The 24,612-nt window shown below is 68.0% G+C and carries 21 protein-coding genes; 12 read left to right on the plus strand and 9 right to left on the minus strand.

Annotated elements, in window-relative coordinates; all coding sequences use genetic code 11:
- Positions 1-239 precede the first annotated feature (239 nt).
- Together I5803_RS21795 and I5803_RS22475 are read left to right on the plus strand one after the other, a co-directional pair.
- Positions 240-1,064 carry a winged helix-turn-helix domain-containing protein gene (locus I5803_RS21795; protein ID WP_196988655.1) on the plus strand — a complete coding sequence of 275 codons (825 nt, stop codon included), beginning with the start codon at positions 240-242 and terminating at the stop codon, positions 1,062-1,064.
- Positions 1,065-1,150: 86 nt separating this feature from the next.
- Positions 1,151-2,080: a rubredoxin gene (locus I5803_RS22475; RefSeq protein WP_354001711.1), complete on the plus strand. Its 930-nt coding sequence runs from the start codon at positions 1,151-1,153 to the stop codon at positions 2,078-2,080.
- A 6-nt stretch (positions 2,081-2,086) separates the two neighbouring features.
- Here I5803_RS22475 and I5803_RS21805 read toward each other — a convergent pair whose 3' ends face one another.
- The 3 genes from I5803_RS21805 to selB are packed head-to-tail and all read right to left on the minus strand — an operon-like array spanning position 2,087 to position 6,456.
- Positions 2,087-3,718, minus strand: coding sequence for a GMC family oxidoreductase (locus I5803_RS21805; protein ID WP_196988656.1), 1,632 nt, complete (start codon positions 3,716-3,718; stop codon positions 2,087-2,089).
- A gap of 7 nt (positions 3,719-3,725) precedes the next feature.
- On the minus strand, positions 3,726-4,463 hold the full coding sequence (locus I5803_RS21810) for an IclR family transcriptional regulator (RefSeq protein WP_196988657.1): 738 nt from the start codon (positions 4,461-4,463) through the stop codon (positions 3,726-3,728).
- A gap of 37 nt (positions 4,464-4,500) precedes the next feature.
- Positions 4,501-6,456, minus strand: a complete 1,956-nt coding sequence (gene selB / locus I5803_RS21815; RefSeq protein WP_196988658.1) for a selenocysteine-specific translation elongation factor — start codon at positions 6,454-6,456, stop codon at positions 4,501-4,503.
- Between the two features lie 189 nt (positions 6,457-6,645).
- On the opposite strand from selB, the gene I5803_RS21820 reads away from it, so the two are divergent.
- The 10 genes from I5803_RS21820 to I5803_RS21870 all read left to right on the plus strand — a co-directional run bounded on the left by I5803_RS21820 (position 6,646) and on the right by I5803_RS21870 (position 18,734).
- A complete protein-coding gene (locus tag I5803_RS21820; RefSeq protein ID WP_196988659.1) occupies positions 6,646-7,599 on the plus strand; it encodes a tripartite tricarboxylate transporter substrate binding protein in 954 nt (317 codons plus the stop codon).
- Positions 7,600-7,655: 56 nt separating this feature from the next.
- Positions 7,656-7,916, plus strand: coding sequence for a hypothetical protein (locus I5803_RS21825; RefSeq protein ID WP_196988660.1), 261 nt, complete (start codon positions 7,656-7,658; stop codon positions 7,914-7,916).
- Entirely contained in the window at positions 7,913-9,574 is a 1,662-nt protein-coding gene (locus I5803_RS21835; RefSeq protein ID WP_435520877.1) for a UGSC family (seleno)protein, read from the plus strand. Before I5803_RS21825 ends, I5803_RS21835 begins: the two co-directional genes overlap by 4 nt.
- 169 nt (positions 9,575-9,743) lie before the next feature.
- Complete coding sequence (locus I5803_RS21840) at positions 9,744-11,012, plus strand: acyl-CoA dehydrogenase family protein (protein ID WP_196988663.1); 1,269 nt, start codon at positions 9,744-9,746, stop codon at positions 11,010-11,012.
- Positions 11,009-12,172: an acyl-CoA dehydrogenase family protein gene (locus I5803_RS21845; protein ID WP_196988664.1), complete on the plus strand. Its 1,164-nt coding sequence runs from the start codon at positions 11,009-11,011 to the stop codon at positions 12,170-12,172. Before I5803_RS21840 ends, I5803_RS21845 begins: the two co-directional genes overlap by 4 nt.
- 8 nt (positions 12,173-12,180) lie before the next feature.
- Positions 12,181-13,392, plus strand: a complete 1,212-nt coding sequence (locus tag I5803_RS21850; RefSeq protein ID WP_196988665.1) for a hydroxymethylglutaryl-CoA lyase-like TIM-barrel protein — start codon at positions 12,181-12,183, stop codon at positions 13,390-13,392.
- Positions 13,393-13,447: 55 nt separating this feature from the next.
- Positions 13,448-15,121 (plus strand): thiamine pyrophosphate-binding protein, encoded by a 1,674-nt coding sequence (locus I5803_RS21855; protein ID WP_196988666.1) that lies wholly within the window; start codon positions 13,448-13,450, stop codon positions 15,119-15,121.
- Between the two features lie 25 nt (positions 15,122-15,146).
- On the plus strand, positions 15,147-15,932 hold the full coding sequence (locus I5803_RS21860) for a glutaredoxin domain-containing protein (protein WP_196988667.1): 786 nt from the start codon (positions 15,147-15,149) through the stop codon (positions 15,930-15,932).
- A 27-nt stretch (positions 15,933-15,959) separates the two neighbouring features.
- Entirely contained in the window at positions 15,960-17,390 is a 1,431-nt protein-coding gene (locus I5803_RS21865) for an NAD-dependent succinate-semialdehyde dehydrogenase (RefSeq protein ID WP_196988668.1), read from the plus strand.
- A gap of 12 nt (positions 17,391-17,402) precedes the next feature.
- The gene (locus I5803_RS21870; RefSeq protein WP_196988669.1) at positions 17,403-18,734 is read left to right on the plus strand and encodes an MmgE/PrpD family protein; all 1,332 of its coding nucleotides are present in this window, start codon (positions 17,403-17,405) and stop codon (positions 18,732-18,734) included.
- Positions 18,735-18,753: 19 nt separating this feature from the next.
- Here I5803_RS21870 and I5803_RS21875 read toward each other — a convergent pair whose 3' ends face one another.
- From I5803_RS21875 to kaiC, 6 genes are all read right to left on the minus strand, one after another.
- On the minus strand, positions 18,754-19,212 hold the full coding sequence (locus tag I5803_RS21875; protein ID WP_196988670.1) for a cupin domain-containing protein: 459 nt from the start codon (positions 19,210-19,212) through the stop codon (positions 18,754-18,756).
- Positions 19,209-19,928: an RNA polymerase sigma factor gene (locus tag I5803_RS21880; protein ID WP_231403035.1), complete on the minus strand. Its 720-nt coding sequence runs from the start codon at positions 19,926-19,928 to the stop codon at positions 19,209-19,211. Before I5803_RS21880 ends, I5803_RS21875 begins: the two co-directional genes overlap by 4 nt.
- A 177-nt stretch (positions 19,929-20,105) precedes the next feature.
- Positions 20,106-21,839: a hybrid sensor histidine kinase/response regulator gene (locus I5803_RS21885; RefSeq protein WP_196988672.1), complete on the minus strand. Its 1,734-nt coding sequence runs from the start codon at positions 21,837-21,839 to the stop codon at positions 20,106-20,108.
- Between the two features lies 1 nt (position 21,840).
- Positions 21,841-22,170: a circadian clock KaiB family protein gene (locus I5803_RS21890; protein ID WP_196988673.1), complete on the minus strand. Its 330-nt coding sequence runs from the start codon at positions 22,168-22,170 to the stop codon at positions 21,841-21,843.
- Positions 22,167-22,499 (minus strand): circadian clock KaiB family protein, encoded by a 333-nt coding sequence (locus tag I5803_RS21895; protein WP_196988674.1) that lies wholly within the window; start codon positions 22,497-22,499, stop codon positions 22,167-22,169. The genes I5803_RS21890 and I5803_RS21895 overlap by 4 nt, the downstream gene beginning before the upstream one ends.
- A complete protein-coding gene (gene kaiC / locus I5803_RS21900) occupies positions 22,496-24,277 on the minus strand; it encodes a circadian clock protein KaiC (protein ID WP_196988675.1) in 1,782 nt (593 codons plus the stop codon). Before kaiC ends, I5803_RS21895 begins: the two co-directional genes overlap by 4 nt.
- Positions 24,278-24,612 lie beyond the last annotated feature (335 nt).

Consider the following 24,612-nt stretch of genomic DNA (forward strand, 5'->3'; position numbering starts at 1 on the left):
CAGCGAAGCGAGTTTTTGCGGTGCCGCCGCCGGAGCAGTGAAAGCAGCGGAGTTTTTGCGGAGCAAAAACCGCCGCAGTATGAGCCCCTGCCGCCTACCGCCTGCCGCGACCAGCGCACGCTGCAGGATCCACGAAAGACCTGACTTCCACCCAACCCTCATGAAAGTGCAACCGCCCGGTAAAGTCGCGCCGCGGTTTCCTCCCATCTCGCTCCACATTTCCCCGCAAGGATGCGCGCATGGACCGCACTTCCTTTCCTCGCTTCGCACCCGCCCACGACACGCCGCTCGGGTTCGCGCATACAGGCGCGCCGGGCCTCGATGATTTCGACCACGCCGCGATGCGAACGCGGGCGCTGGCGTTGGGCGGCGGGAGCGGCATGGACGCCTCCTTGCGCGCCTACCTCTCGGGATACGGCATCGACGTGCGCACCGTGCCCGCCGGGGAGCAAATCCGCAAGCACCTCGTGCCCGGGCGAGTGGACCTGGTGCTGCTGGACCTCACGTCGCAACCGGACGAGGGCCTGCGGCTGTGCCCCTGGGTGCGGCAGGTCGTGCCCGACGTGCCCGTCATCGTGCTGGCGCCGCCGGACGACTTCACCTCGCGCGTGCTCGCGCTGGACATGGGCGCTGACGACAGCCTGGCCCGGCCATTCGAATCGCGCGAGCTCGTGGCGCGCATCCACGCGGTGATGCGCCGCCACCGGCCGCGCGTCACGGCAGCCAACGCGGACACCTTCGACGACTGGACCTTCGACCGCACGCAGCGGCAGCTCGTGATGCGCAGCGGCGCCGTGGTGCGGCTCTCGGCTTATGAAGGCCGTCTCCTGTCGGCGCTGATCGAGCACCCGGGGCAGGTACTCGGCCGCGAGCGCCTGCTGGGGCTGGCGCACGGATCGGCGCGGCAGGTGACGTACCGCAGCGTGGATCTCGCGATCTCGCGGCTGCGCGCGAAGATGGGCGACGACGCCGATGCGATGCCGGCGATCCGCACGATCCGCGGCGAAGGTTACCTGTTCAGCGCACCTGCGCCTTCCACATCGGCTCGGCAGGCCGGGGGATGACTTCGCCCCACGGGAAAGCGCGCCATGCGATTTTCCTGTTTAATGCCCGCACGAAGTTTTGAGAGGCGAGGCGTGCGATGGCTCTGGTGAAGGCTTACGAAGAAATCGCGAACCCGCGCGTCCGGAAATCTTTCGCGAACGCATTTTCCGGCTGGAGCACGCATTTCATCGACGTGCCCGCGGACAAGGCCATCGACTCGCCGATGGCCTTTCTCGCCGAGGGCGACCCGGACCACGTGCTGCGCGCGCACTTTCACCAGGTCGACCAGTTCCAGGTCGTGTACAGCGGCCACGGCACGCTCGGCCGCCACGCGGTGGGCCCGGGCACGATCCATTTCTCGCGCGCGTACACGCCGTACGGCCCGATCCACGGCAACGCGCCGGGCGGCCTGGGCTATTTCACGCTGCGCGCGCACCGCGACCCCGGCGGCCAGTACCTGCCCGAGGGCCGCGAGGCGCTGGACAGTGTCGGCGGCCGCGCCCCCTGGCAGGTCACGACGACCGCGGATTTCGCCCTGGAGACCGGCGAAGACGGAGTCGCGATGAAGGCGGTAGAAGCATTGACCGGACACGCGGGCCTGGGCGGCTGGTCGGTGAAGCTGGCGGCAGGCGCGAGATGTTTCGCGCCGAGTCCGCGGGATGGCGAAGGCCAGTACGTCGTCGTGATGGACGGCGCGATCCGCCATGCGGGCCGCCTGCTCGCGAGTCCCGCGGTCGCCTGGATTGCCGGCGATGAAGACGCATTCGAATTGGTCGCCGGCCCCGCGGGCATGCGAGGAGTGATCCTGAATTTCCCCCAGTCCGGTCCTGCTGCCAGCACGGCAGGCGCAATGCCCTCGGCCAACGCCGCTTCGAAGGTCTGGGTGTGCGTCGTCTGCGGGTTCACGTACGACGAGGCGGAGGGCCTGCCGGAAGAGGGCATCGCGCCGGGCACGGCCTGGGCGAACGTGCCCGAGACCTTCGGGTGCCCGGACTGCTCGGCCACCAAGGCCGACTTCGAGATGGTCGAGGTCTGAGCGCCTTCAGCCCGCCGCGATCAGGTCCGCGGCCTTCTCCGCGACGGCGATCGTCGGGATGTTCGTGTTGGAGGATGGGATCGTCGGGAACACCGACGCATCGACCACGCGCAGGTTCGCCAGGCCGCGCACGCGCAGCTGCGGATCGACCACCGCCATCTCGTCGTGCCCCATGCGGCAGGTGCCCACCATGTGCCAGCTCGTCTGCACGGTGGACTTGATGTAGTCCACCACCGTCGCCTCGTCGTGCACGACGGGGCCGGGGCGCGTCTCGCGCACGATCAGCTTCTTCAGCGCCGGCTGCGCCGCGACCTCGCGCGCGATGCGGATGCCCTGCACGTACATCCGCAGGTCGTGCTCGTCGCTGAGGTAGCGCGGGTCCATCGCGGCCTGCTCGTTCGGGTCCGGCGACTTCACGTGCAGGCTGCCGACCGAACGCGGGTTGAGGATGCCGATGGAAATCGTGAAGCCCGGGAAGGCGTCCATGCCGAGCTTGGGCGTGCGCGCGTAGCGGTCCTTGCCCGAGAAAGGCTGCAGCCGCAGCAGCAGGTCCGCGCGGGGGCTCTGCGGGCTCGCGCGCAGGTTGGTTTGCGCGGTGGACGACGAGATGGTGAGCAGGCCTTCGCGCTTGAAGAGGAAGCGCAGCCCTTCCTTCATCTTGAGCCACGGGCTGCGCGCGATGTCGTTGATGGTGATGTGCTGGTTGCACTCGAAAGTGAGGCGCGTGGCGGTGTGGTCGCGCAGGTTCTCGCCGACGCCGGGCAGGTGGTGGGTGACGGCGATGCCGCGCGCTTGCAGGATCTGCGCATTGCCGACGCCCGACAGCTCCAGCAGCTTGGGCGTGTGCAGCGCGCCGGCGGACAGGATCACTTCGCGATGCGCCGTCGCGTGGTGCTTCGCGCCGTCGGCGACGTAGTCCACGCCTGTCGCGCGCGTACCCTCGAAGTGCACCTGCGTCGCGAGCGCGCCCGTGACGACGGTGAGGTTGGCGCGGCCCTGCGCCGGTCGCAGGTAAGCGACCGCCGTGCTGCTGCGAAAACCCTTGCGCGTCGAATACTGGCTGTAGAAGGTGCCCTCGTAGCTCTCGCCGTCGTTGTAGTCCGCGCGCCTCGGGCTGCCGGCCTGCTCGCACGCATCGATGAAGGCGTTGGACAGCGGGTCGAAGTCGCGCAATTGCGTGCAGCCCACCGGCCCGCCGTGCCCGCGCACGCGTGGGTCGCCCGAGGGAAAGTCTTCGAGCTTCCGGAAGTAGGGCAACAGATCGGCGTAGCTCCAGCCGTTGCAGCCGCGCGTGGCCCACGCGTCGTACTCCGCGGGGTCGCCGCGCACGTAGAGGTTGCCGTTGATCGAGCTCGAGCCGCCCAGCACCTTGCCCTGCACCCAGAGCTGGCGCTGGCCCTTGAGGAAGGTCTGCGGCTCCGTCATCAGGGGCCAGGTCAACCGCTCGTCGCGCAGGATGTTCGCGACGAGGATCGGCACGTGGATGTTGTAGTTGCTGTCCTTGCCGCCGGCTTCCAGCAGCAGCACCGTGTGGCGGCCGCCTTCGCTCAGGCGGTTGGCGAGCACGCAGCCGGCCGAGCCGGCGCCGACGATGACGTAGTCGAAGCTCGCGCCCGACGGTTGCGCGCCGCTGGCCATGGCGGGCTCAGGCGGCGCGGACGAGGGCGCGTTCGGGCCAGACGCCGCCGAGCGCGCGCGTGGCCTGCGCCGCCGCGTCGCGCAGCGGGCCGCTCATCTTCTCCAGCGCTTCGGCCGAGAAGCGCTCGCGCGGGCCGGACAGCGACATCGAGCCGACGAGCGAGCCGCCCGCGCCGAACACCGGCACCGCGAGCGAGGCGCAGGCCGGATCGCGTTCGCCGAAGGAGGTGTGGATGAGCGGGACGTCCGCCGTGCCGTTGGGCGCGTTGCGGAAGGCGCGCAGCACCTTGCCCGGTGCGCCGCGGTCGATCGGGAGCAGGTCGCCGGAGCGCAGGCGGTCGAGCGTGGAGTGGTGGGAGTCGACGCGCAGCAGGCACAGGCGCGTGGTTTCGTCGTGCCACACATGGAAGGACGGGCTCTCGGTGCCGGCGTCCGCCAGTTGCTGCATGAGCGGCATGATGTAACGCTCGAGATGGTGCGTGGCTTCGAAGGCGCGGCCCAGGCGGAAGGCGAAGGGGCCGAGCGCATACTTCTGGTCGGAGCGGCGCACGACCAGCGTGCTGCGCTCCAGCGAGGCGATGAGGCGCAGCAGCGTGCTCTTGTACATGCCGGTCTGGCGCGCCAGCTCCGCGAGCGACATGGGCGCCGCGTTGGCCTCCAGCGTGGCGACGATGGTCAGCGCGCGGTCCACGGCGGCGGCCCCGTCTTTCTTGGTCTCGAATTCGGCTTCGGGTGTAGTGGTCATGTGTTCTGTACAGCGGATCGCTCATTCTAATATTGCGCTAACCCGGCTGTAAAGCGCCCGGTCGCCAGTCCGGGTCCCGCAGGGACGCCGCGATGTGCTCGTCCAGACAGCGAATGCTGCGCGAATCGGCTCCGCGCTGGGTGAGGCCGAGCCGGTCGAAGTACTCCAGCACCTCGATGGCGAGGTTGCGCCCGATGCCGGTGAAGTCGCGGTAGTCGGCGATGGTGAAGTCGGCCTGGCCGCGCGCGCGGGCCAGCGCGACGATCGCTTCGGCCAGTTGCGCGAGGGCCGGCCTCGGCAGGAAACGGTCGGTGGCGATGCGGACCATCTCGCCCGAGACCTGCCGGTGCTTGAGCAGGTCGCGCAGCGCAGGCTCTTCGACGCCGCTGCGCGCGGCGACCTCGCGCAGCAGCGGGATGTTCACGCCGAGCGTGGCGTACAGCGGCTCGAGCTGTTTCCACAGCCCGGCATCCCCGGCGCGCGCGGCGGGCTGGTGGCCGGGCAGTCGCACGAGCGAGCCGCGCACGTCCACCGCGCCCGCGGCGGCCATCGCGCGCAGCAGCGCCAGCGCCTCCTTGTGCGCCAGCTTCGGAAAGGCCTTGCGCAGCAGCCGGTCGGTGTCCATTCCGGCCGCATGCGGGGTGGCGCCATGGAAGGCGCGCAGGGTCGAAAGCAGCGTGTCCTCCAGGGCCTGCAACGCGGCCGCGCTGAACGCGCCGGCCTGGTCGCCGCCGGGCAGGGCAGCCCGCGAGCTGTCCAGCAGCGCCTGCATCGCGGCGGGGGTGAGATTGAAGGTGCGGCGGAAGGCCTGTACGCCGACGCCATGCGGGCTCGCGTCCAGCAGGCGCGTCCAGGCGGCCTGCGCATCGGCTGCTTCCAGCGCCGCCAGCCGCGTGTCGCGCGCCTCGCGCCGGCCCCGCGGATGCAGCGCGAAGGGATCGACGATGCGGCCCCCGCCCAGCGTGACCTGGGCCGACGGGTCGCGGATCACGAAGCGGTCTCCCAGCACCGCCGAGACCGGCTTGTCCAGCGCGAACTGGACGATCGCGGCGTGCCCGGGCGCGAGCACGTCGCCCGGCATCACGACGCGTGCGAGCACGTCTGCCGTCCCGATGTGGAAGTGCACCGGGTCCCAGTGGCGCAGCGGCTTCCTGTCGGACGCCAGCAGCCGCAGGTGCGCGTCCACGCGCTGGGTGGCCGCATGCGCGTGCGGGGCGACCAGCCACATGCCGCGTCCGGCCTGCGCCGGCGTCGCCCCCGCGATGTTGATGGCGCACCGCTCGCCGGCGCCCGCGCGTTCGCCCGCGTGCCCCCGCTGGTGGATGCCGCGCACGCGCACCGGCAGGCCCGACGGCGACACGACGAGCTTGTCGCCGAGGGCCAGCTCGCCGTCGTGCACGGTGCCGGTGACGACGGTGCCACTGCCGCTCGCGGAAAAGGAGCGGTCGATGGTGAATCGAAAGCCGCGGCCCTGGCGCGCCTGTGTGGCGCGCGCCGCGGCGGCATGGGCGAGCAGCTCCTGCAATGCCTCGATGCCGAGCCCGCCGGGCGCCGAGACCTCCAGCACCGGCGAGCCCGCGAGCGCCGTTCCCGCGAGCAGCGCCGCCACGTCCGCCCGCACCTGCGCGACGCGCTCGGGCGCCACGCGGTCCACCTTGGTGATCACCGCCACGCCCGAGGCGACGCCGAAGAGATCCAGGATGTGCAGGTGCTCGCGCGTCTGCGGCATCGGGCCGTCGTCGGCCGCGACCACCAGCAGCGCGAAGTCGATGCCGGCCACGCCCGCGAGCATGTTGTGGATGAAGCGCTCGTGGCCCGGCACGTCGACGAAGGCGAGCGAGGCGCCCGTGGGCAGCGTGGCATAGGCGAAGCCGATGTCGATCGAGATGCCGCGCGCCTTTTCCTCCGGCAGCCGGTCCGTGTCGACGCCCGTCAGGGCCTTGACCAGCGTGGTCTTGCCGTGGTCGATGTGGCCGGCGGTGGCGACGATCATGGAAGGGGCATTTGAGGGTAAACGCCAGCGGCCCCGAGGCTTGACAGGCGTGTTGTCATTCTATCCAATGGACCTCTGAAAAGAAAACGGTTGTTCTGTCAGTCAGAACAAAACCGGAGCAGGATGGCCACAGCCCACTGGAGACAGATGATGCAAAGAGCAATCGCGAATTTCAAGGCAGCGCTGATAATGGTAGCGCTAGCAGCGACATCGTTCCTGGCACCCGGACAGGCCCGCGCGCAGGGCGCGGGGGACTACCCGAACCGGCCGATCAACATGGTGATCCCCTTCGCCGCCGGCGGCGGGACGGACGTGGTGGGGCGCTTCATCGCCACCGCGCTCTCCGAGGTGCTGAACCAGCCGGTGGTGGTGCTCAATCGCCCGGGCGCCGCCGGCGTGCTGGGCACGCAGGTCACGAAGGCCGCGCCGGCGGACGGCTATACCTTGATGTTCACGTCGCAATCCATCGTCACGCAGTCCTACGAGCCCGAGGCGAAGGCTTCGCACCGGGACTTCATCCTCATCGGCATGTTGAACCAGGATGCATTCGGGCTGGCCGTGGAGAAGTCGGCGAAGTGGCGCACGCTCAAGGAATTCATCGACGACGCGAAGAAGCAACCCGGCGCACTGAGCGTGGGCACGACGGGCTTCGGCTCGGCGACCTACATGCAGATCCCGCTGCTGGAGAAGGCGGCGGGCATCAAGCTGAACCCCATCCCCTACAACGGCAGCGCCGGCTTCCAGACGGCGGTGCTCGGCAAGACGGTGGATGCGGCCGGCGTCGTGATGGGCGACGCGGCCGCGCTGCTGAAGGGCGGGCAACTGCGCATGCTGGGCATCATGTCCGCCAACCGGCTGGAGATGTTCCCGGACGTGCCGACCTACCGGGAACTCGGCGTGAACGTGGACTTCATCTTCTGGCGCGGCCTTTTCGTGCACAAGGACACGCCCGCGCCCATCGTCGCGGCCCTGCGCACGGCGGTCGGCAAGGTGGCGCGCAGCCCGGCCTTCAAGGACAAGATGGTCAACGCGAGCTACATCCCTGCCGCCATCGTGGACGATGCCGAGACGCATGCCTTCATCCGCAAGGAAGAGGGCATCGTGGAAGAGGTGCTCAAGTCGCTCAAGCCCGCCGCGAAGTGAGGCGGCCCGGCCCCAAGAAAACCGAAATCTCTCCTTGTTAATAGCGAAAGCGCGCCATGTACATTGAACAGAAAATCAACGGCATCCTGGACAGGATCGGTCCGACCTTCGACGACGGCATCAGCTTCAGGCTGCTCACCGTGCACGACGGCGCCGCGGATGTGGCGCTGGTGGTGGCGCCCGATGCGTGCGAGGAGTGCATCGTCCCCGACTCCATCCTCGAATCGATCCTCCTCAAGGAGATCAGGAAGCAGCTGCCGATGATGCGGCAGGTCAAGGTCACACGTTCGTCCCCAGAGAAAGGAATACAGGCATGACTGAATTCGCGGGATCCCTACGGGTCCACAACCCGGTGGCCACCAAGGCGCCGCTCTACGTGAAGTCCGCCGAGCGCCAGGGCACCCTCGCGGGCAAGCGCATCGGGCTCATCTGGAACGGCAAGCCCGGCGGCGACGTCGCGCTCGACGTGCTAGAGGAACACCTGGGCAAGCGCTACCCGGACGCCACCTTCTGGCGCTCCGACTGGTACAGCTACCCCTTCACCGACGGCCAGCTGCAGCAGATCGTCGATCACTGCGACGTGGCCATCGGCACGACCGGCGACTGAGGAAGTTGTACGTCGTGGCTTGTCACCGACACAGTCAAACTGGAAGGTAGGCAAGTCCCGGCAGTGGCTCTGGTTTCGGAGCCCTTCCAGGAGATCGCAAGAATGACGGCCGAGTCGGCCGGGCTGGGCAACCTGCGCATCGGCGGGTTGCGCACTTCGGCATTGAGCAACCTCACGCCCGAGGAAATTCGCGCGGCGACGGAGCCTGCGCTGGAGGAAGTCATCGAGGGCCTCACGAAGGCGCTGAAGTACCCCGGCATGGTGGACGAAGCGCCGACGGAGACGGGCGACGTCGTGAGCTTCGAGGTGTTCGAGGGCGTGGGCGGCGAGTCGCCGTGGGACGTGATGAACGGCGCCTTCCTCGAGTTCGGCTGGAGCGACGGCCTGCCGATCGTGCCGCCGACGGAGGAGCGCGTGAATGCGCTCCTCGCGACCACGAAGCAGGGCCCCGACGACATCATCGGCATCCTCGAGCCGGGCATGGGCCTGTGCACGGTGCGCAAGATCGCGATCAACGCGGCGATGGCCGGCTGCCTGCCGCGCCACAAGCCGCTGCCGATCCTGATCGCCGCGGTGAAGGCGCTGTGCGACCCGCGCATGCTGTTCCGCGTGATCGCGTGCTCGACGGGCCCGCATGCGCCGATGATGATGATCAACGGCCCCATCCGCAAGGAGATCGGCCTGAACTGCGAGGGCGGGGCGCTGGGCCCGGGGTCGAAGTCGCACACGAACACCGTGCTGGGCCGCGCGCTGCGCCTCATCATGATGAACGTAGGCTATGCGTACCTGGGCACGGGCGACATGGACACCATCGGCTCGCCCAACAAGTACAGCATGTGCCTGGGCGAGAACGAGGAGGAGAGCCCGTGGGCGCCGTACCACGTCGATGCGGGGCACAAGAAGAGCGACAACGCGGTGACCATCTTCGGGGTGGAATCGCAGCTGGAGATCTTCGACCTGCAGAGCGACACGCCCGAGGGCATCCTGCAGACCTATGCCGGGACGATCCCCTGCATCGGCTCCTGCTCGACGCGCTACTGGCTCTACAGCGAGCGCTGGGCCGACAACTGCATGCTGATGTCGCCCGACCATGCGAAGGTGTTCACCGCGCATGGCTGGACGAAGGAGGACATCCAGTACTACATCTTCCAGAACGCGCGGCTGCCGGCGAAGTTCTTCAAGAACGCGGTGGAGATCCCCCGTTCGCGTCACGGGACGCGCTGGGTGTTCGATGCGCCCGACGAAGAGCTGATCCAGATCGCGGGCGCGCCGGACTGGTTCCGCATCATCGTGACGGGGATGGCGGCGGGGAAGAGCTCATATACGACCGGTACCGGCAAGGCTGTGACCGTGAAGATCGGGGATTGAAGGCAGGACAGCCGGACGCAGAATTCGCAGAAGTTACGCAGAATGAAGCCCAGAAAATGCAGTTGAATTTTAAAAATCAAAAATGCATTTGAATTTTTCTTGTCTTCTTCTGCGTAACTTCTGCGAATTCTGCGTCCTTGCCCCCGAATTGAATTGATATAGGAAAGAAATGGATTTTGTTTTCAGCCAGGAAGACGAGCAATTGCGGGCCGACGTGCGCGCTTTCATCAAGCAGCACGTCAATCCCGACGTCATCCGCGAGTTCCAGGAGTTCCGCGAGGGTGGCGCGAGAGGCCCGCACCTGCGCGAGCTCTTCGACAAGCTGCGCGAGCGCGGCTGGGTCGCCATCAGCTGGCCGAAGAAGTACGGCGGCCAGGGTGGCTCGCGCATCGCGCAGTACCTGATCGAAGAGGAATTCCTGCGTGAAGGCGGCGGCCTGCGCGTCGCCGGCGGCGGCACGGGCTCGCCCGCGATCCTCGCATCCGGCACCGATGCGCAGAAGGACCATTACATCCCCGGCGCCATCGCGTCCGAAGTGGTGTTCTGCCAGGGCTACAGCGAGCCGCATTGCGGCACCGACCTCGCAGGCATCCGCTGCCGCGCGACGCGCATGAGCGGACCCGACGGCGACAAGTTCGTCATCAACGGCCAGAAAATCTTCACCACCAACGCGCAGAACTCCTCGCACATCTTCCTGCTCGCGCGGACCGACCCGCAATCGAAGCGCCAGGCGGGCTTGTCCGTTTTGCTGGTGCCGATGAACACGCCGGGCATCACGGTCCGCGCACTCTGGACGGTGCAGAGCGATCCGCCCGCGCCCGTCAAGACCACCTACGGCGAGATCCGCACCAACGAAGTGTTCTTCGACAACGTCGAAGTGCCGGCCTCCTGCCTGCTCGGCGAGGAAGGCGACGGCTGGAACGTCGCGCAGCGCGGCCTGAACCTGGACCGCGTGGGCGCGTGGCGTTACCTCATCTCGGTGCACCTGGACGAGGACATCGTGAATTATTTGAAGGAAGGCGGCGACGCGACGAAGCACCTGCGCGACGACGCCGCGGTGCGCAACACCGTCGCCGACCTGTGGACCGAAGGCCAGATGTGCCGGCTGATGACGATGCGCAGCATCTCCATCGACCAGAGCGGCAAGCCCTTCGTCTACGAAGGATCGGCAGAGAAGGTGGCAGGCCCGGAGCACGGAGTGCGCGCGACCGAGGCGATCAGCCAGATCCTAGGGCCGCACGCGCAGCTTCTCAGCAGCTCGCGCCACACGATCGAAAGCGGCTTGTTCGCGCACAACCTGCTGGGCGCCTTCCAGTCCACCGTCAACCACGGCAGCGTGCAGGTGATGCGCGACCAGGTGGCGCGCAAGGCGCTGGACATGCCGCGCAGCGGCATCAAGACCGCGCGCAAGGAAGCCAGGCAGGAGGCGAAGCCATGAACGTCCTGCTCGATGATGAAGAACAGTTGATCAAGACCTCGGCCGGGGAATTCCTCGCGGCCGAATCCACGCCCGCCGTCGTGCGCGCGGCCGAGAAGGATCCGCTTCGCTACTCGAAGCCGCTGTGGAACAAGTTCGCCGACCTCGGCTGGCTCGGCATCTCGCTGCCCGAGGCCCAGGGCGGCCAGGGCCTGCCGTGGTCGTACACGGGCCTCGTCTTCGAGGAACTTGGACGCTATATCGCGCCGCTGCCGGTGCACGCGACGCTGGTGCCCGCGCTGGTGATCGCGAAACACGGATCGGAGCAGCAGAGGCAGGCGCTGCTGCCGCGCGTCATCGACGGCAGCCTGATGCTGAGCTGGGCGCTGCAGGAGAAGGACGGACGCTGGAGCAAGGACGCCGTCGCGATGAAGGGCCGCCTGGAGGGCGGGCATGTCGTGCTGACCGGCGCCAAGCATTTCGTCGACAACTTCGGCAACGCGGACCAGTGCCTCGTCGTGTTCCGCATGCAAGGCGGCAAGGGCGGACTGCGCGCGATCCTGGTCGACACGAAATCCGCCGGCATCCAGGCGGAGGAACTGGTGCCGACCACCAAGGACCGCGAGGACTTCGTGCGCTTCGAGAGCGTGCGCGTGCCCGAGGCCAACCTGGTCGGGCAGGGCGACGCCGTCATCGACGACCTGATGGACTACGCCGCGGTGCTTTTCGCCTCGCTCATGGAAGGCGCCGCGCGGCGTGCGATGGAGATGTCCATCGCCTACGTGAACGAGCGCGAAGCCTTCGGCCAGCCGATCGGCTCCTTCCAGGCGATCCAGCACATGGCCGCCGACATGCTCAATGGCGTGGACGGCACGCAGCTGCTCACGCGCGAGGCGCTGTGGCGCATCAGCGAGGCGCTGCCCGCGCGCGTGGAAGTGGCGCAGGCCAAATCTTTCGGCAACGTGAAGTGCCTGTACGTCGTGCGCTGCTGCCAGCAGCTGCACGGCGGCATCGGCTTCATCGTCGACACCGACATCAACCTCTGGTATCGCCGCGTCACCTCCTGGAGCATGCGCGCAGGCACGACCTACGAACACCGGCAGCTCATCGCAGCCGCGCTGCTCGACACGCCCGGCAAGGTCCGCCTGGGCATGACGCAGCAACTGCCCTCCACCTCCTGAGGCCTCCCATGTTCACCTCCGACCGCTACTGCGACATCGTCTACACCGACGAGACCATGCGCGAAGGCATGCAGATCGAAGACGCGTCCATCCCGGTCGCGGACAAGATCGCGCTGCTCGATGCCCTGTCGGAGACGGGCCTGGAGCGCATCATGGTCGGCTCCTTCGTCAGCGCGAAGTACACGCCGCAGATGCGCCACATCGAGGAGATCGTGACGGCGTTCAAGCCCAAGCCCGGCGTGATCTACACCGCGCTCGCGCTCAATCCGCGCGGCCTGGAGCGTGCGCAGGAGTTCATGCCGCCGCTGTCCAACGAGCAGGGCCGCCGGCGACCGCGCCTGTACTGCCACATGTGCGACGTCTTCGTGCGGCGCAACGCCAACAAGGGCCAGGCCGACGAGATGGCGACCTGGAAGCCGACCATCGAAAAGGCGAAGGCGGCCGGCGTGGCCGAAGCGACGATCGGCCTGAACGCGATCTTCGGCTCCAACTTCATCGGCGACATCCCGGTGGACCTGGGCATGAAGATGTTCGAGCTGCAGCATTCGCTGTGGGACGAAGCGGGCATCACCGTCAAGCAGATCATCCTGTCCGACCCCATGGGCTGGTGCCATCCCGCCAAGGTCACCGAGTACTTCACGCGCATCAAGGCGAAGTGGCCGGACATCACCGACTTCTCGCTGCACGTGCACAACACGCGCGGCATGGCGATGCCCTCGATCTATGCCGCGCTGATGGCGCTCGGCAAGGACGACGTGCTGCGTCTCGAAGGCACCGTCGGCGGGATCGGCGGCTGCCCCTACTGCGGCAACGGCGTCGCGACCAACATGGTGCCCACGGAGGACCTCGTGCACATGCTGGACGGCATGGGCTACACCACCGGCGTGCGCATCGACAAGCTGATCGAGTGCTGCCTGATGGTGGAAAAGATGATCGGCCGCCAGACGATGAGCCATGTCGCGAAGACGGGTCCGCGCCCGGTCGATCCGAAGGATTTCTACGACGCGAACACGCCCTTCGTCGAGACGATGGCGCACGCGCAGCATTTCAGGGTCGGGCCCTCGGCGTACGAGGGCGCGATCTCGCCGTGGAAGGAGCCGGTGACGAGCCTCTATCGCGATCGCATCGATCGCGGACTTCCCGCGTACGAACTCGACGGCAGCTTCCCGTGGGACGAGCCGTGGGTGCCGAAGCCGCAACGTGCGGCAACCGCGAAATAGGGCGCGTGACGTCCATCCGTCTTCCCATCCACCCGACTTTCCAGGACCCTTCACGATGACGATCCCCTACCTCGTCGGCGACCTCGTTGCCGAATTCATCGCCGCCTGCGGCGTCAAGTCCGCCTTCGGCATCATCTCCGTGCACAACATCCCCATGCTCGACGCCGTCCAGCGCCAGGGCAAGGTGGGTTTCGTGATGGCGCGCAACGAGATGGGCGCGGCGCATATGGCCGACGGCTACGCGCGCGCCAACGGCGGCCTCGGCGTCGTGTTCAGCAGCACCGGCCCCGGCGCGGCGAATGCCGTCGGCGGCATCGTCGAAGCGAACTTCGCGGGCACGCCCGTCCTGCACATCACCGGCCAGAGCCCCTACATGGCCATCGGGCGCGGGCAGGGCGGCGTGCACGACGTGCCGGACCAACTGGGCATGCTCAAGTCCGTGTCCAAGGCGGCCTTCCGCATCAATTCGCCGAAGGAAGCGCTGGGCGTGCTGACGAATGCGGCCGTGACCGCGCTGTCGGGCCGGCCCGGTCCCGTCAGCGTCGAAGTGCCGTTCGACGTGCAGCGCACGGAAATCGCGCGGCCTGCCGTGTTCGACAACTTCCAGCTGCCGCTGCCGCCGAAGCGCGTGCCCGAAGGCGCGGAGCTCGACAGGCTGGTGGAGCACATCGCGAAGGCCAGGCGCCCGATGCTGTGGCTCGGCGCCGGTGCGCGTGAAGCCTCCGAAGGTGCGCGCCGCCTGGTGGAGATGGGCTTTTGCGCGATGAACAGCAACGCCGCGCACGGCGTGGTGCCCGACGACCACCCGCGCAGCTTCGGCGCGTTGAACGGCAGCCTGAGCAGCCGGCCCGACCCGATCGTCGAAGGCGTGCTGCAGAAGTCCGACCTGATCCTCGTGGCGGGTTCGCGCCTGCGCACCAACGAAACGCAGGACAACAAGGCCAGGCTGCCGAAGAACCTGGTGCAGATCGACATCGATCCGGCCGCCAACGGGCGCACCTATCCGAGCGAGCTCTTCGTGTGCGCCGACACGGCGGCGACGCTGAACCTGCTCGCCGACAGGCTCAAGGGCAAGCTGAACGTCGACAAGGGCTTCCTCGATGAAGTCGCCACCGCGAAGGTGATGGCCAACGAATCGTTCCGCAAGACGCTGGGCCCCTATGCGACGCTACCGGACAAGCTGCGTGCCGTGATGCCGCGCGACTGCATGTGGGTGCGCGACGTGACGCTCAGCAACGGCTCCTGGGGCAACAAGGTCTTCCAGGTCTACAACCCGCGCGACGGCATGTACCCCATCGGCCTGGGCATCGGCCCCGGCCTGCCGCTCGGCGTGGGCGCCGCGGTGGCGGCGACGGCGCAGGGCCGCAAGACGGTGATGATGTCCGGCGACGGCGGCTTCGCCGTGAACCTGCCCGAGCTGCTGACGGCCGCGCAGGAAAAGGTCGACATGGTGATCCTCATCATGAACGACAACGGCTACGGCGTGATCAAGCACATCCAGGACGGCGGCTACGGCGGCCGGCGCTGCTACGGCGACCTGCTGCCGCCCGACTTCCAGAAGCTCGCGGAAGCCGCGCACATGCCGCACCTGCTCGCGAAAAGCATCGACGAAGTGGCGAGCCAGGTCGCCAGGGGCCTGGCGATGAAGGGACCGGTGATGGTCGAAGTGCAGATGGACAGCATCGGCCCCTTCCCGAACTACATCTCGCCGCCGCCCGTGAAGATGTGATCGACCGCGCCAGGAAGGAGCCGCCATGTCGCTGAACATTCCGCATCCCCCGTTCAACCCGAACCGCGTGCGCGTGTACTGGCAGCCCGGCTGCACCTCGTGCCTGCGCACCAAGGAATTCCTCACCAAGCAGGGCATCGACTACGACTCGGTGAATGCGCAGAACAACCCGGAGGCGCGCGCGGAGCTGCAGCGCCTGGGCTCGCGCAGCCTGCCCACCGTGTCGCTCGGAGACAAGTACACGCTGTGCCAGTCCTTCGGCGACGTGCTGAAGTTCCTCAACCTGGACATGAAGCTGCTCAGCGAGCCGCTGCCGGCGCCGGAGCTCTTCAGGAAGCTCGACATGATCCTCACCGCCGCGGCGCGCTACACGCGTCAGTTTCCCGCGGACAAGCTGGACGTGGAATTCCGCGAGCGCAAGCGCACGGTCGGCAACACCTGCTTCCACGCGTTCCGCGTCGCGGAAATGGGCCTCGAGGCCTGCGAGGGCAAGCCGCTCGTCAACAGCGGCTTCACCGATCTCGCCTCCCCGGAATGGTCGTTCGACGACATTGCCGACTGGGGGCTCGAGGTGCGTGACCGGCTCAACGCCTGGTGGGCGAAGCAACCGGGCACCGACATCAGCTACAAGGTCGAAACCTACTACGGCCAGCGTGCGCTCCACGACGTGATGGACCGCACGACCTACCACTGCGCGCAGCACACGCGCCAGCTCATGCTGATGCTGGAGGAGTACGGCGTGAAGCCGGACCGGCCCATCACCATGGAAGACCTCAAGGGCGTTCCGGTGCCCGAGGCCGCCTGGGGCTGACCCCCTTCTTGATCGACAGGACACACCATGTACGAAGACCTCAGCCTCTACATCGACGGCGAATTCATCAAGGGTGGGGGGCGTCCCGCGCAGGACGTGTTCGACCCGGCGACGGGCAGCGTCATCGCACAGCTGCCGCACGCGACCAAGGAGGACCTGGACCGCGCATTGGCCGCCGCCCAGAAGGCTTTCGAGAGCTGGCGCCTGGTCTCGGCCCTGGAGCGCGGCAACATCCTGCGCAAGGTCGCGCAACTCACGCGCGAGCGCGCCGAAGCCATCGCCCGCAACATCACCGCCGACATGGGCAAGCCGCTGAAGGAAGCCATCGCGGAGGTGAACCGTTGCGCGGAACACCTGGAGTGGCACGCCGAGGAGGCGCGGCGCATCTACGGGCGCGTCGTCGCGGCGCGCGTGCCGAACGTGCGCCAGATGGTGCTGAAGGAACCGGTGGGCGTGTGCGTGGCCTTCACGCCCTGGAACTTCCCGTACAACCAGGCCGTGCGCAAGGTCGCCGCGGCGCTGGGCTCGGGCTGCACCCTGGTGCTCAAGGGGCCCGAAGATGCGCCGAGCGCCGTGATCGCGCTGGCGCGCCTGTTCCACGAAGCGGGCCTGCCCAAGGGCGTGCTCAACTGCGTGTGGGGCGTGCCGTCCGAAGTGTCGTCGCACCTCATCGCGTCGCCGATCGTGCGCAAGGTGAGCTTCACGGGCTCGGTGCCGGTGGGCCGCCTCATCGCGTCGATGGCGGGTTCTGGCTTGAAGCGCATGACGCTCGAGCTGGGCGGCCATTCCCCCGCGATCGTCTGCGAGGACGCGGACGTCGACGCCGCCGCCCGCGTGCTGTCGGCCGTCAAGTTCAACAACGCGGGGCAGGTGTGCGTCGCACCCAATCGCTTCTACATCCACGAGAAGGTGTACGACCGCTTCATGGCGTCCTTCCTCGAGCATGCGAAAAAGCTCAAGGTCGGCCCGGGCAGCGAGGCCACCACCACCATGGGACCGCTCGCGCATTCGCGGCGCGTGCCCGCCATGATGGAGATGGTGGAGGACGCCCGCGCGAAGGGCGCGCGCATCGAGCTCGGCGGCGCGCGCATGGGGGACAACGGCTATTTCTTCGCGCCGACCGTCATGACCGAAGTGCCGGACGACGCGAGCATCATGCTCAACGAACCCTTCGGCCCGGTGGCGCCGTGCGTGCGCTACACCGACCTCGACGAGGCGATCCGCCGCGCGAATGCGCTGCCCTACGGCTTGTCCTCCTACGCCTTCACCACCACGACGAAGAACGCGCTCAAGCTGCAGAACGGCTTGCAGGCCGGTAACGTGAACATCAACCACTCGGGGCAGGCCGCGCCTGAAATTCCGCTGGGCGGTGTGAAGGACAGCGGCATCGGCAGCGAAGGCGGGCAGGAAACCTTCGACGGGTACCTGGCCACCAAGCTCGTCACGCAGCTGGACTGAACGGGGGCCGCGTTGGGACTGACGCAGGACCTCGGCCGTTTCGTCGCGCAGCTGCGCTACGCCGCGCTGCCCGAAGGCGCCATGCATTGGGTGGGCCTCGCCTTCGCGGACACGGTCGGCACCATGATCGCGGGCCGCAACGAGCCCGTCACGCAGCGCCTGGTGAAGACCGTGCAGCCGGCGCCGGGCGAGAGCCGGTTGCTGTGGGGCGCGCAGCGCGTGCGCACGCTGGACGCGGCGCTGGTCAACGCGACTTCCGCCCACGCGCTCGACTACGACGACGCCGCGCAGAAATCGCACATCAGCACGATGGTCGTACCCGCCATCCTTGCGCAGGCCGACGCGCTGGGCTCGAGCGGGCAGGCGATGGCCACGGCCTACGTCGCGGGCTATGAAGTGTTCGCGGAGCTGATCCGCCGCGAGCAGGACATCATGCACAACTTCAGCTGGCATCCGACCGGCGCCTACGGCGCGATCGCGTGCGCGGCGGCGGGTGCGGTGCTCCTGGGGCTCGACGAAACGCAATCGGCCAACGCGCTGGCCATCGCCGCGTCGCACGTGGGCGGCGTGATCGCGAATTTCGGCAGCGACACGAAGCCGCTGCACGCGGGGCGCGGCGCGCACGGTGGCTTGTTCGCGGCGGCGGCGGCGCAGCAAGGCTTCACGGGGTCGCTGGACGCGCTGGAGCATCCCAAGGGCCTGCTCACCGCGGTGTCGCCGAACCGGCGTGTCGACCTGGAGTCGCCCAGCGAAGCGGGCCGGGTCTGGAAGATCACCCGCGACGGCATCAATCTCAAGAAGTACCCGGCCTGCTTCTGCGGGCACCGTGCCATGGATGGCCTGCACGACCTCATCGTCGAACACGACTTGCGGCCCGGCGACGTGAGCGCTATCACCGTGCACATCAGCCCGCGCAACAAGGCCACGCTGCGCTACAGCCGTCCGCAGACGGGCCTCCAGGCGAAGTTCAGCATGGAGTTCGCGATGGCCGCGATGCTGCACGCGCGCCGGGTCGGCCTCGTCGAAGTGACTGACGAATTCGTGCAGCGCCCCGAGATCCAGCGCGACATGGCGATGGTGTGCGTGGAGACGCAAGACGTGGACGATCCGCGGCGTCCGGGCGAAGTGCCGTTCGAGATCATCGAGGTGCGCACGAAGGACGGCAGGATGCTGCGCAAGGACGTCGAGTACGCTCGCGGCAATGCGGTGAATCCGCTCTTCGATGGCGAGCTGCTCGCGAAACTCGAAGGCTGCCTGGTTTACGGCGGCGTGGCCGATCCGGCGCGGCCGCTCTTCGACAGGCTGATTCGCATCGACCAGGCCGGCGGCACTGCGCAGCTGTAGCGGACTGCCTGAGCAGTTCCTACACCTCGTCCATCGCGCCGCGCAGATAGACGACGGCGCCGGTGTCTGTGGCGGCCAGTTCATGGGACGTGCCGCGCCTTCCCACGTGGTAGTCGCCGGCATGCAATTCGAGTTCGCCGATGCGGATGGTGCCCTGCAGCACCACGCACTCTTCGTCCATGCCGTGCACGTGCGCGGGCACTGTCGTGCCAGGCGCGACGCGCAGCATGACCGAGCGCGCGCCCTGGGAATCCCACAGGACCTTGCGCTCCAGCCCCGGGCACACCTTCTGCCAGCCCTCGCGGTCCGATGCGCGCACGGTCCGGTAAAGGGGCGCCCGATCCTGCGCGATGGTGCGCATGATGGTTGCCTTGGCCCGCGCCAGCAGCAATTCGTCGCCGGCTTGCACGGGGACCAAGCGGGCGTCGAGTTCCTCCAGCAGGTCCACGTCGATCTCGGGGATGAGGTTTCGGTTCATGCGCGCGCCTCCTGCGCCGGTGCCAGGGAAATGGCCGCCACCACCGCTGCAACGCTGCAGGGCGGGATGGTCGCATCCTCGCTGGCGGCGGGCACCGTCTTCGCGGCGGGGCCACTCTCGCGCGCGGGTGGCGCGAAGAAGCACTTGCGAAGCTTCTGCTGCGCCCGATAAACAAGCGACTTCACCGTGCCCAGCGGCATGCCGGTGAGCAGCGCGATCTCCGATTGGGAGCATTCGTGGAAATAGGCGAGCCCCATCACACGGCGCTCCAGCTCGTCCAGCGTGCCGAGCGAGGCGCGGACCAGCTTCGCATCCTGCGCGCGGCTCAGCAGTTGCTCGGGACCTTCGTCGGTGGAAGTCTCCGGGGCGGGGCTGTCGCCTGCATCGACACCTGTCCTGCTCTTTTCGTGCCGCAGGTGATCGAGCGCACGGCTGCGCGCGATCATCGCCATCCAGGACGCCGGCGAGGAGCGGCCCTCGTCATAGGCTGCGAGCGTCTTCCAGATCTGGATGTACACCTCGGCCAGCACGTCCTCGGCCTGCCCGTCGTCCACGATGCGACGGATTCGCCCCAGCATCCAGCGGGCGGTGGAGCTGTAGAGCTCCTCGAAGGCGCCGGTGTCGCCCGCGCGGCTTCTAACGATCAAATGTCCCAGTTCCCGGTTGTAGATGTCCCAGGTGTCTGACTGGGGGCAGGGCGTCTCGGCTGTTGGCATGGTGGTGGACGCTGACGCCCCGAAGTGTGGGGTTCATCTAATCAATACCGAGCCACGCGCCATGTAGGAATCCGTCACAAATGAGCCGGGGTCGCCGCTGACTTTGGCGCCTTTCTCCTACGCAACCGGTACGCGCGCAGCGGCGTACGTCCCTTCCCGGTCGACTATCGGCGCGTTTCAGCCCCGGCGCCGGGCCTGCGCGACGAGCCCCATGAGGACGTGCAGGTCCACCGGCTTCACGAAGTGGCGGTCGAAGCCGGCCGCCGCGGACTTGCGCAGGTCGTCTTCCTGCCCCCAGCCGCTCAGGGCGACGAGCAGCACGTCCTTGCCGCCGTCCAGCTCGCGGATGCGCCGCGCGGCCTCGTGCCCGCTGATGTGCGGCAGCCCGATGTCCAGCAGCGCGACGTCGGGCTGGAAGGCCTTCGCGGCGCTCACCGCCTCCAGGCCGTCGTGCACGGTGTGCGTCTCGTAGCCGAGCATGTCCAGCACCTGCGCCATGCTGAGCGCGCTGTCGATGTTGTCGTCCACCACCAGCACGCGCACGCCGCGCTCGTCGCCCGGCTCCAGCCGGTGCGCCGCGATTCGCACCGCGGCCGCGCTGTCCGCCTCGGCCAGCGGCAGCCGCACGGAGAACTCACTGCCCCGGCCCGCGCCGTCGCTGCGCGCTTCGACTTCCCCGCCATGCATGGTCACCAGCTGCTTGACGAGTGCGAGCCCGATGCCGAGGCCGCCCTGCGCGCGCTCCGAGTGCCGGTCGACCTGCGCGAACATGTCGAACACGCGCGGCAGCATCGACGGCGGGATGCCCACGCCCGAATCCTTCACGGTCACCACCGCCATGCCGCCTTGCCGCTGCGCGGACACTTCGATCCGGCCGCCGTCGGGCGTGTACTTGGCGGCGTTGTTCAGGAGGTTGGCGACGATCTGGCACAGCCGCGTGACGTCCGCCTGCACCATCACCGATTGCGGCAGCGGCAGGCGCACCGACAGCTCGTGCTTGCCGGCTTCGATCCAGGGACGGCTCGTTTCCACCGCGACCTGCACCGCGCTCGCGACGTCCGCGAGTTCGAGGCGCAGTTCGACCTTGCCCTGGCTGATGCGGCTCACGTCCAGCAGGTCGTCCACCAGGTGCACCATCTGGCCGAGCTGGCGCTCGATGATGTTGCGCGCGTCCTGCTGCACTTCGGGTTTGTCGGAGAGGCGCATGATCTGCAGCGCGTTGCGGATCGGCGCGAGCGGGTTGCGCAGCTCGTGCGCGAGCGTCGCGAGGAACTCGTCCTTTTTCTGGTCCGCCTCGACCAATGCGTCCATCGTCACGTGGAGCTGGGCCGTCGCCTCGGCCAGCGATCGTTCTGCGGCGATGCGTTCGCTGATGTCGCGGATCACGTAGAGGCGCCCGCCCTCCTGTCCCGCGGAGTCGCGCAGCATCGACACCGTCGCCTCGACCTGCGTGTCCCCGCCGTCGCGGGCGCGGTGCACCATGTTGCCGCGATACACGCCGGTCTTGCGCAGCTGGTTGTGGGCCGACTGGCGGGAGATGTCCCCGTCCGGCCAGATCTCCTCGAAGATGTCCGCCTTCGGGCGCCCGAGGGTATCCGAGGCGCTGCGGGCGTACTGGCGCTCCGCCGCTTCGTTCATGAACACGAGGTGGTCGTTCGCGTCGAACGCGAGCACGGCGTCTTCCATCTGCGCGAGCACGTCCTGGCGCAGCTTGTTGGTCGCGGCGCTGGACGAGTCGAGCGTGTAGATGTCGCTGCCCACCACCAGCGCATCGACGTCGCCCTGTCGGATCGCGGCGAGCGTGTCCTCGGCCTCGGCGAGGCGGATGCGCAGTTCTTCGTGCTCCCGGCGCAGCTCGTCCGGCAAAGGCTGCGGCGAGCCCTGCGGCAGGGCGGCGTCGTTCGAGCTCATTTCAGCTCCTGCCCGCCGGCCGGATGTTGAGCCCGTCCAGCAGGCGCTGGGCATTGGACATGTCGCCGATGAAACGGCGCGCGGGCAGCGGCCACACGCGCAGCAGCGTGGGCGCCGCGATGATCTCGTCGAGCGACGCCTGCTCGACGTTCTCCGAGATGCTGAGGATCTGCAGCTCGTAGCGGCCGGCGAGGTGGGCTTCGCAGAAGGCCCGGGTGTTCACCACCGCGCGCGCCGACATGGGCGCCGCGGCGCTGACGTACAGCCGCAGCAGGCATTCGCACGCAGGAGACTTCGGCTGCGTCGCGGCGTGTGCGGGCTTGCGCGTCATCCGGCGCGCACCAGGGGTTGGACGTCCAGGCCCACCAGCACCCGGTCCTCGTTGGACAGGTCGCCGATGATCTTGCGGATCGGCTCGGGGAATTTGCGCACGAGCGTGGGAACGGCCAGGATCTGGTCGCCCGCGGCGAGCTTGGGATTGACCAGCAGGTCGACCACCTCGATGCTGTAGCGGCCGGCCAGGTGCGTCTCGCAGACCTGCTTGAGGTTCTCCAGCGCGGCGGTGGACTTGGCGGTCATGCCGGCCACGTACAGGCGCAGTTGCCACTCGGCCACCTTGGGCGACGCGGCCTTGCGCGGGGTTTTGGCGGCGGGGCTCATCGTGCGCCTTTCCCGGCCGTGCGGCGCGCGGGCTTGGTGCCGGGGGTGCGTGCCGGGACCGGCGGCGAAACACCGCGAGACCTCGCGATCTCCCGCGACCGGGTGGCGATGCCCTCGGCTTCGAACCGCTCGCGCGCGATCATCGAGCGGACGTCGCCCGCGCGTTCCTCCGCCTCCGCATTGAGCGCGGCGATCTGCGCGTCCAGCGCCTTGCGCCGGTTGGCCAGGTCGCGCAGGCGCCGCTCGTGGTCCTGGGTGCGCAGGCTGGTGGCGGCCGCCTCCTGCGCTTCCTGCGCCAGGCGCGCCGTGCCGGTCAGCACGCGTTCCCCGGAGAGGTACACATCCACGAGGTCCACCCCGTGGTCGTTGAAGACGAATTCGCGCACCTGGTTCGAGTGCGGCATGCCGCGCGACTTGAGCACCTGCAGCGTGCGCGTGCGCTCGCCGTTGTACGCGAGGTTCGTGAGGAGCAACCAGCTGTCCATGAGCGACGAGACGCCGACCTCGGACGCCGCGACCACTGCCGCCGTGTCCACCGTCAGGCTGGTGAAGAGCGCCGTGATTCCCTCCTGCTTGAGGAAGTCGATGAGGCGCATCAACGTGAGCTTGAGCCCCATGTCGTTGTCCTGGGTGCTCAGGTTGCTGATGGGGTCCACCACCACGACCGCGGGCTTGAACTTGCGCACCATGTCGTACATGAGCACCAGGTGCTGCTCCAGGCCGTGCAGCGTCGGGCGCGACGCGTGGATCTGCAGCAGGCCCTTGTCGATCCACGGCTTCAGGTCCAGCCCGATCGAGCGCATGTTGCGGATGAGCTGGCTCTCCGATTCTTCGTACGCGAAGAGCAGCGCCCGCTCCCCGCGCGCGCAGCAGGCCTGCACGAAGCTCGCCGCCACGCTGCTCTTGCCGGTGCCCGGCGCGCCGGAGACGAGCACGCTGCTGCCGCTATAGACACCTTGGCCGCCGAACATCTCGTCGAGCCCGCGGATGCCCGTGGAGATGCGGCGGTTGGAAACGTTGTGGTCCAGCCGCAGCGAGGTGATGGGCAGCACGGACACGCCGCCCGTTCCGATGAGGAAGGGATATTCGTTGCTGCCGTGCGAGGAGCCCCGGTACTTCACGATGCGCAGGCGCCGCGTGGACACCTGGTCCACGATGCGGTTGTCCAGCAGGATCACGCAGTCGGCGACGTACTCTTCCAGGCCGTAGCGGGTGAGGGTCTTGTCGCCGCTTTCGGCGGTGATCACGGCCGTCACGCCCTTGTCCTTGAGCCAGTGGAAGAGGCGGCGCAGTTCGGCGCGCAGGATCGCGTGATTGGGCAGGCCCGCGAAGAGCGCTTCGATCGTGTCGAGCACCACGCGCTTCGCGCCGATCGAGTCGATCGCGTAGCCGAGGCGGATGAACAGGCCCTCGAGGTCGTATTCGCCGGTCTCCTGGATTTCGCTGCGCTCCACGCGCACGTAGTCGAGCGCGACCTTCTTCTGCTTCGCGAGCTTGTCCAGGTCGAAGCCGAGCGAATGCATGTTGTCGACGAGCTCCTTCGTGCTCTCCTCGAACATCATGAAGACGCCGGGTTCGTCGAATTCCATCGCGCCGCGCACGAGGAATTCGGCGGCCAGCATGGTCTTGCCGCAACCCGCGGCTCCGCAGACCAGGGTCGGGCGGCCGCGCGGCAAACCGCCCAGCGTGATTTCGTCCAGGCCGGAGATGCCTGTCGGGGCCTTCGGCAGCCCCTGGTCGGGCGGCGCTGCAGAGGTCCTTTTGCGGGAGGTTGCCATGGGGTGGATGGAGTTTGTTTTTGACGAATGGACTTTATTGCTGGGCCCTTTTTATCGACGGGGGCCACGGCCTTATGGCTGTGTCAGACTGGCCCGACAGGAGTCGTAGGTGGCGGGGCCACAGCCAGCATTGTCGCTGCGTAACCATGGATGAGCTTGGGTGTTTGGCACCTCTCCCTCTGGGGTAGGGTTGGGGTGGGGCTGACGGTGGTGGCTCGCGCTGGTCGCGTCAGGCGGTAGGCGGCAGGGGCTCATACTGCGGCGGTTTTTGCTTCGCAAAAACTACGCTGCTTTCGCTGCTCCGGCGGCGGCACCGCAAAAACTCGCTTCGCTGA

The sequence above is a fragment of the Caenimonas aquaedulcis genome (assembly GCF_015831345.1).
Taxonomy (GTDB): domain Bacteria; phylum Pseudomonadota; class Gammaproteobacteria; order Burkholderiales; family Burkholderiaceae_C; genus Ramlibacter; species Ramlibacter aquaedulcis.

Excerpts from the sequence above, each read along its gene's own strand:
- selB (WP_196988658.1), bottom strand. The coding sequence starts at position 6,456 with ATGATCGTCGCCACCGCCGGCCACATCGACCACGGCAAGACCACGCTG.
- I5803_RS21840 (WP_196988663.1), top strand. The coding sequence starts at position 9,744 with ATGGATTTTGTTTTCAGCCAGGAAGACGAGCAATTGCGGGCCGACGTG.
- I5803_RS21805 (WP_196988656.1), bottom strand. The coding sequence starts at position 3,718 with ATGGCCAGCGGCGCGCAACCGTCGGGCGCGAGCTTCGACTACGTCATC.
- I5803_RS21825 (WP_196988660.1), top strand. The coding sequence starts at position 7,656 with ATGTACATTGAACAGAAAATCAACGGCATCCTGGACAGGATCGGTCCG.
- I5803_RS21795 (WP_196988655.1), top strand. The coding sequence starts at position 240 with ATGGACCGCACTTCCTTTCCTCGCTTCGCACCCGCCCACGACACGCCG.
- I5803_RS21810 (WP_196988657.1), bottom strand. The coding sequence starts at position 4,463 with ATGACCACTACACCCGAAGCCGAATTCGAGACCAAGAAAGACGGGGCC.
- I5803_RS21850 (WP_196988665.1), top strand. The coding sequence starts at position 12,181 with ATGTTCACCTCCGACCGCTACTGCGACATCGTCTACACCGACGAGACC.
- I5803_RS21875 (WP_196988670.1), bottom strand. The coding sequence starts at position 19,212 with ATGAACCGAAACCTCATCCCCGAGATCGACGTGGACCTGCTGGAGGAA.
- I5803_RS21820 (WP_196988659.1), top strand. The coding sequence starts at position 6,646 with ATGGTAGCGCTAGCAGCGACATCGTTCCTGGCACCCGGACAGGCCCGC.
- I5803_RS21885 (WP_196988672.1), bottom strand. The coding sequence starts at position 21,839 with ATGAGCTCGAACGACGCCGCCCTGCCGCAGGGCTCGCCGCAGCCTTTG.
- kaiC (WP_196988675.1), bottom strand. The coding sequence starts at position 24,277 with ATGGCAACCTCCCGCAAAAGGACCTCTGCAGCGCCGCCCGACCAGGGG.
- I5803_RS21890 (WP_196988673.1), bottom strand. The coding sequence starts at position 22,170 with ATGACGCGCAAGCCCGCACACGCCGCGACGCAGCCGAAGTCTCCTGCG.
- I5803_RS21895 (WP_196988674.1), bottom strand. The coding sequence starts at position 22,499 with ATGAGCCCCGCCGCCAAAACCCCGCGCAAGGCCGCGTCGCCCAAGGTG.
- I5803_RS21860 (WP_196988667.1), top strand. The coding sequence starts at position 15,147 with ATGTCGCTGAACATTCCGCATCCCCCGTTCAACCCGAACCGCGTGCGC.
- I5803_RS21845 (WP_196988664.1), top strand. The coding sequence starts at position 11,009 with ATGAACGTCCTGCTCGATGATGAAGAACAGTTGATCAAGACCTCGGCC.
- I5803_RS21855 (WP_196988666.1), top strand. The coding sequence starts at position 13,448 with ATGACGATCCCCTACCTCGTCGGCGACCTCGTTGCCGAATTCATCGCC.
- I5803_RS21880 (WP_231403035.1), bottom strand. The coding sequence starts at position 19,928 with ATGCCAACAGCCGAGACGCCCTGCCCCCAGTCAGACACCTGGGACATC.
- I5803_RS21865 (WP_196988668.1), top strand. The coding sequence starts at position 15,960 with ATGTACGAAGACCTCAGCCTCTACATCGACGGCGAATTCATCAAGGGT.